This window comes from Pseudoalteromonas sp. SR45-5, from assembly GCF_014163565.1.
GTDB lineage: Bacteria > Pseudomonadota > Gammaproteobacteria > Enterobacterales > Alteromonadaceae > Pseudoalteromonas > Pseudoalteromonas distincta.
The window spans coordinates 1-5,790 of sequence record NZ_JACJDN010000231.1 but is presented as its reverse complement, the minus strand read 5'-3'; the positions used below and the strand labels follow the sequence as shown (position 1 = coordinate 5,790).

General features: G+C 37.6%; 7 protein-coding genes and 2 tRNA genes. 3 read left to right on the top strand and 6 right to left on the bottom strand.

What is annotated here, in order from left to right; all coding sequences use genetic code 11:
• Window positions 1-208, bottom strand: a 208-nt coding sequence (locus tag H5072_RS20890; protein ID WP_220488581.1) for a hypothetical protein, incomplete at its 3' end; no start/stop codon positions are given.
• Window positions 209-280: 72 nt separating this feature from the next.
• Window positions 281-736, bottom strand: coding sequence for an Lrp/AsnC family transcriptional regulator (locus H5072_RS10260; RefSeq protein ID WP_039488718.1), 456 nt, complete (start codon window positions 734-736; stop codon window positions 281-283).
• Between the two features lie 136 nt (window positions 737-872).
• Between H5072_RS10260 and H5072_RS10255 the strand changes: the two genes are divergently transcribed.
• Entirely contained in the window at window positions 873-2,042 is a 1,170-nt protein-coding gene (locus H5072_RS10255) for a monodechloroaminopyrrolnitrin synthase PrnB family protein (protein ID WP_182693476.1), read from the top strand.
• Between the two features lies 1 nt (window position 2,043).
• A complete protein-coding gene (locus tag H5072_RS10250) occupies window positions 2,044-3,168 on the top strand; it encodes an aminotransferase class V-fold PLP-dependent enzyme (RefSeq protein WP_182693475.1) in 1,125 nt (374 codons plus the stop codon).
• Here the strand turns inward: H5072_RS10250 and H5072_RS10245 are convergent.
• From H5072_RS10245 to H5072_RS10230, 4 genes are all read right to left on the bottom strand, one after another.
• On the bottom strand, window positions 3,152-3,640 hold the full coding sequence (locus tag H5072_RS10245) for an RNA-binding protein (RefSeq protein WP_182693474.1): 489 nt from the start codon (window positions 3,638-3,640) through the stop codon (window positions 3,152-3,154). The two genes, H5072_RS10250 and H5072_RS10245, sit on opposite strands and share 17 nt — an antisense overlap.
• 298 nt (window positions 3,641-3,938) lie before the next feature.
• Window positions 3,939-4,031: transfer RNA gene (locus H5072_RS10240), tRNA-Ser, on the bottom strand.
• A gap of 51 nt (window positions 4,032-4,082) precedes the next feature.
• A tRNA-Ser gene (locus tag H5072_RS10235) sits at window positions 4,083-4,173 on the bottom strand.
• A 218-nt stretch (window positions 4,174-4,391) separates the two neighbouring features.
• Window positions 4,392-4,532 (bottom strand): hypothetical protein, encoded by a 141-nt coding sequence (locus H5072_RS10230; protein WP_004335040.1) that lies wholly within the window; start codon window positions 4,530-4,532, stop codon window positions 4,392-4,394.
• Between the two features lie 325 nt (window positions 4,533-4,857).
• On the opposite strand from H5072_RS10230, the gene H5072_RS10225 reads away from it, so the two are divergent.
• Window positions 4,858-5,727 carry a diacylglycerol kinase family protein gene (locus H5072_RS10225; protein WP_182693473.1) on the top strand — a complete coding sequence of 290 codons (870 nt, stop codon included), beginning with the start codon at window positions 4,858-4,860 and terminating at the stop codon, window positions 5,725-5,727.
• Window positions 5,728-5,790: the final 63 nt, after the last annotated feature.

The window sequence follows — 5,790 nt, the reverse complement described above, 5'->3', positions numbered from 1 at the left end:
TAAATGCAATTGCAGCTACAAATAGAGGCGGGATAAAGCGCCACCACCAAATATAACAGCCAACTAAAGCTATGCCGGCAGGTAACCAAATTGGAATTATTTGCGAGTTAAAAGCAAGTTTAGTGAGTGCTATGCCGACTAAAAAATATGCCAAGGCAAACATGATGTAAAAAATAATGGAATGATTTTTAGAGTTAAAATTTTTCACATAAGGTCCAAGCAATTATTATTGTCGTTTTGAAATATCAGTATAGCTAACAGTAAGTTATTTTGGTTATTTTTATAAAGGTAACTGTTTTTTGCTAAATGACTGCTTTAACACAACTGTTGATTCTATATTTGCGATACAACTTAAGCCACCTAGTTGATGTTTCACAAACGTTTCGTAGCTCTCAAGATCATGTGCAATGATTTTTAATAAATAATCATAGCTTCCTGATATTACACAACACTCTAATACATGTGGTAACTTTTCTACATGTTGCTCAAATTGCTCTGCAGCACTTACCGAGTTTTGGCTTAATCGTACAAACGCATATACCAACACATTAAGGTTAAGTGCTTTAGGATTTATGGCGGCGTGGTAGCCGGTAATAATGTTTTCTTGCTCTAACTTTTTTATACGCCTTAAACAAGGCGTATCCGATAGGTTAATACTGCTGGCCAAATCTGAAACCGACATACGAGCTTGGCTTTGCAGTGCAATGAGTAATTGCTGATCTTTTTTATCTAACATAGTTGTCGGCTTTTATTAATTATTTTTATATTTGTAGTGATTATTGCTAAGTATTGCAGTTTTTACTAATTTTTTTGGCGTTTTACCCTCATTGAACTCTGTTAGCATTTAACTATAAAAATAATAGAGCACAACAATGAACACACATACCGCTATTTTCGATCACTGGATACGAACTGAGTTTGTCACTTTAAATAGTGAATTAGAGCAGCTTTATTGGCAGCAAACCGATAAAGCAAATGTAGAAGGGGTAGGCGAGGCCTTAAAGCAACAATTAGAAAAAGAAGGCAACGTATTAATTAGCAATTTATTAGCCGAGGGAAACACAGATCAAGGCTTTGATAGCGCTTTTGACTTACTCGGTAACGTAGGATTATTTATGGCAGCGTGTAGGCGCCATGAAATTACTGAGCCAAGCAGAGAAACCACTTCACCGCTAATAGAAGCCTCAGCGCTTGCTATGCATATAGGCGCATCTATTGGCGTAACCCCTCGTTTTGCTACCGCCCACTTAACTACTCATAACAAAGCACTTAACGGTATTTATAAACGATTTACCAATTTACCTGATGAAAAGCTGTTTCTTGATTACAACACCCAAGGTATTTTGGCCTACAAACGGGCAAGTGATGCTTTATTAAAAATATTGCCGCTAGGTATTTCACATCCCTTGTGTGGTGAGTTATTAAAAGTAGCTAAACAAGCGCTTATAGATGTAATTGAGTCAAACAATGCACTTTATTCTGAGCTCGATACAGATCGCTTTTTTAACTGCGTTCGCCCTTATTATAAACCGTACCGTGTAGGTAAAGAGGTTTACAGAGGGGCAAATGCTGGTGACTTTGCAGGTATTAACGTGATTGATATGCTGTTAGGGCTGTGTAGTGCAAACGAGCCTAGTTACTCGCAAATGCTGGTGGATAAGTTTTTATATATGATGCCAGAGGATCAACAAATCCTGCGAGAAGCCATGCGTATGCAAAGCTTTATGGATGACTTTTTACAAGCAGAGCCATATAAAAATACAGATTGGTTTAAAAGCCACGCAACGTTATTTATTCAAGTGTGTAAATTACATGGCGACACCGCAGTCGGTCATCATAATCAATTGGTTGAAAAATTTATTGCTCAGCCTTCAAAAAATATGCAACAGCAGCATATGAGCAAGGTAACAGCAAGTGGTCCGCCGCTTCATGTATTACTTGATTCGCTCGAAAAATTAAGAGATAGACGAGCCAGTGCCAAACGCGACGATATAAAAACACGTTTTGACGATCTAAATACACTTAAAGAATGGGTTAAATAGCATGCTTAAAAATGATTTTTGTATGGCTGATGGCTGTTATTTACTAAACCACTCGGTAGGGCGTCCTCTTAAAAATACGCAGCAATATTTAGCACAGCACTACTTTTTACCGTGGGAGAGCTCAAATAAAGAACCTTGGCAACAATGGCTGCCCGCAGTTGAGCAATTTACTACCGCGCTTGGTAAGTTATTTAATGCGCCTAGTTCGCAGTTTTGTCCTCAAGTTAATTTATCAAGCGGCTTAACAAAATTGCTTATGTCGCATCCACGGCTACAGCAAAAAAATTGTAAAGTGCTTATGGCGCAAAGTGATTTTCCGAGTATGGGTTTTGCAATGCAAAAAGCGTTGCCAACGTGTGCTCAAATCATATTTATACCTGAGCATGAAAACCTAACTGATATGGGTGTTTGGCAGCGTTATATAACTTGTGATATCGATTTAGTTTTTATAAGTCATGTATATTCAAATACAGGTGTACAGGCGCCTGTGTACGATATTGTAGCTATAAGTAAATTAACCAATAGTTTATCAATAGTTGATGTTGCTCAGTCAGCGGGGGTTATACCGCTTGATTTAAGCGTGCTCGATGCGGACTTTATGATTGGATCGAGCGCTAAATGGTTATGTGGTGGCCCAGGTGCAGCTTATTTATGGGTTAACAAAAATCAAATAGAGTATTGTGAGCCTAAAGATGTGGGTTGGTTTTCGCATCAAAATCCATTTGAGTTCGATATTAACCACTTTGAATATAACGCCAGTGCGCTTAAGTTTTGGGGGGGCACCCCTTCTGTAGCGCCTTATATTATTGCCGCAAATAGTATTGCCTACTTTGCAGAGTTAACAGCTCACAAGGTAAGGGTGCATAACTTAGCGATGCTTACGCTTATTCATGAGCAACTAAGCGAATATGTTGCATCACCAATGAGTGGTGATAAATGCAGCGGGACTGTTATTTTGTTTTTTAACAAGCAACAAGACCATGTACTTACAGAGCTTAATAAAGCGAAAGTCAGTGTAGATGCTCGCAAATTTGGAATACGAGTATCGCCACATATTTATAATACTCAAGAAGACGTTGCGCAATTTATTTCTATAGTAAAACGAGCGCTTAAGGGTTTTGGCTAAGCTGCTGCTTTCTTTGCTTTAATGACTCTATTTTTTGCTGCGTTTGATTAATTGATGCGTCGTAGGCTTGCTTTAATGAATTTGTTTTAGTTGCGATAGCATCAGCAATAGACGAAGCGCCTAAACGATTGGCCTTATCTTGAGTCATGTAATCTATTTGTTGTTTTTTAGCAGCGTATTCTTTTTGGCTTTGTTCAATAGATAGCTCAAGGCGCTTTATTTCACGCTCTATTTGCTGAACTTCTAAGTAGTCATCAACAGAGGTATCGGTAATACCTTTACCGGGCGTAGAGCTTTTATATGCTTCAATTACATTTATATCTTTTAGAGTAATAATTTGTGCATCTTTAGCGCAAGGCGTTTGGCTAAAAGTAGGAACGCCCTCAATTACACACTTATACACTGTTGTACTTTGTGCCAAGGTAAAAAATGGTGCTGCCGCGAAAAATGATAGCAATATGAACCGGATCATAGCTAAACCTAAAAGTGGCTAAAGTTGTGTTAATAATGCCCTAAGTTATTACTAGGTACAATTTGTTTAGTTTTTATAAATTTTAGGCACAAAAAAACCACAATTAAGTGGTTTAAATTAAGTATGGTCCAGAGGGAGGGATAGACTTGCTTACATCCATGTAATCAATCGCTACGCGACGCTTGCAGCGGCCTAAAATGTTCCAGACATTTTGTCGAGGGTTCTCACCCTCCCAATTTAGTATCGGTGTTAAATTTTAGGCACAAAAAAACCACAATTAAGTGGTTTAAATTAAGTATGGTGGAGAGGGAGGGATTCGAACCCTCGATAGAGCTACAAACTCTATACTCCCTTAGCAGGGGAGCTCCTTCGGCCACTCGGACACCTCTCCAACGCATAACCGGTTGTATTGATGGAGTAAAAAAAGCCACCAATTAAAATATGGTGGAGAGATAGGGATTTGAACCCTAGATGGGCTATAAACCCATGCCGGTTTTCAAGACCGGTGCATTCGACCACTCTGCCATCTCTCCGTGACGCAGAATAATACTTAGGTGATACCGCTGTGTAAATAGCAAAATGACTGTTTGCCTAAAAAACATACGTAAATGAGGTTTTTTTTGTAAATAAGGGGAAATTAAGGCAATTTTTAATAAAATAAATAGGTTGCAGCAAACAATGGGAGCTAAATAAGTGACTTCATTTAGTGGTTGAGTGTTCGCTGCACCGAAAAATAATCATGGTTGGGTGATTATTTATATTGAGCTGCACCGCTAAGTGCTAGTCTTTTACCAATCGTGTTAAGTTTAGCTAACATTCTTGCTTTACGGTTAGTTGGTTTAACGGCTACTTGCGCTGCTGCTGTTTGATTTAATGTATTAATTGGTTTCATTATTTTGCTCCGGTTGTATCTGTTGAAATCGCGTGCATTTTGCACGTTGCTTGATTAAAAATACAACGATAAAAATTAAGCCTGAGGGATTAGTTAAACTAATCTGAATTGATTTTATTAATGTGCGATTCAGTAAGTTGCATTACTGTTTTTGCATAGCTATTTATATGGCGGTTGGTTTTAACCCCTTTGATGTTGGGGTTTTTGGTTTTTTAATTTATTTTTATGCATTTTATACAGTGTTTTTTGATTATTTATTCAGATTAAAAAAATTTAATTAAACGTTTGTTATCTCACTCTAAAATACATTGCTGGAAACAAAAGCTTGTCACTACTTATAATTATTAAACCAAGTATCAAAAAACAGAGCCAAAAATCATTGGCATGGCTTAAAAATATCTGTAAAAAACGCAGCTTTTCTTATTGTATATTTACTACAACGGGAAGCTTTGACGATGACTGCGCTCAAATAAGGTTGTTACTGAGTAAATTTCCCAAAGTAGTTGCACTAGGTGGCGATGGTACATTGAACTTGGCGGTTAATGCGCTAATAGGGAGCAGCTGTTCGTTAGCATTATTACCTTGCGGTACAGGTAACGATTTCTCCAGAGGGTTTAATTGCAAGGAAGATGATTGGCGAAAGGCATTATTTAATACACCGACAGCCATTGATATAGGAAAAATTAATAGCCGCTATTTTATTAATATTGCAGGGGTAGGATTTGATGCTCATGTGATTAAAACTATTAATGATAAAGCTAATTTTTCATCTTTTGATTACAGTTGGACGAGCATTAAAGAGCTATTTTATTATCAAGCTCAGCAGTTACAAGGTACGTTTAATGACGATGCTCGGCAGTATCAAAATTTAATTACTGTATTTGCTAATCATAAGTACTTTGGTGGCGGGCTAAAAATAGCGCCAAAAGCGGATTTAATTGATGGCCAGCTTGAGTGTTATCAAATGCGATCGGGTGGGCTTTTTTATAATGTAATAAGCTTTATTAAGTTATTTTTTAAGCGTCATGAGTATATAAAAAACCTTACCTATAGTCGCTTAAATACAGCTTCCATAAATACTGAAGGGCTATTAATTGAAGCAGATGGTGAGCTGATAGGTAAAACTCCTGCAGTTGTTAGTGTGCATGGACAAGCCTTACTTTTTCATATGCCAATAAAAAAGCGCCTACAGTAAAGTAGGCGCTTTTGCGTTAGTTGCGTTAATAACGCGTCTAACTGGGGACGGAGCCACTTTTAG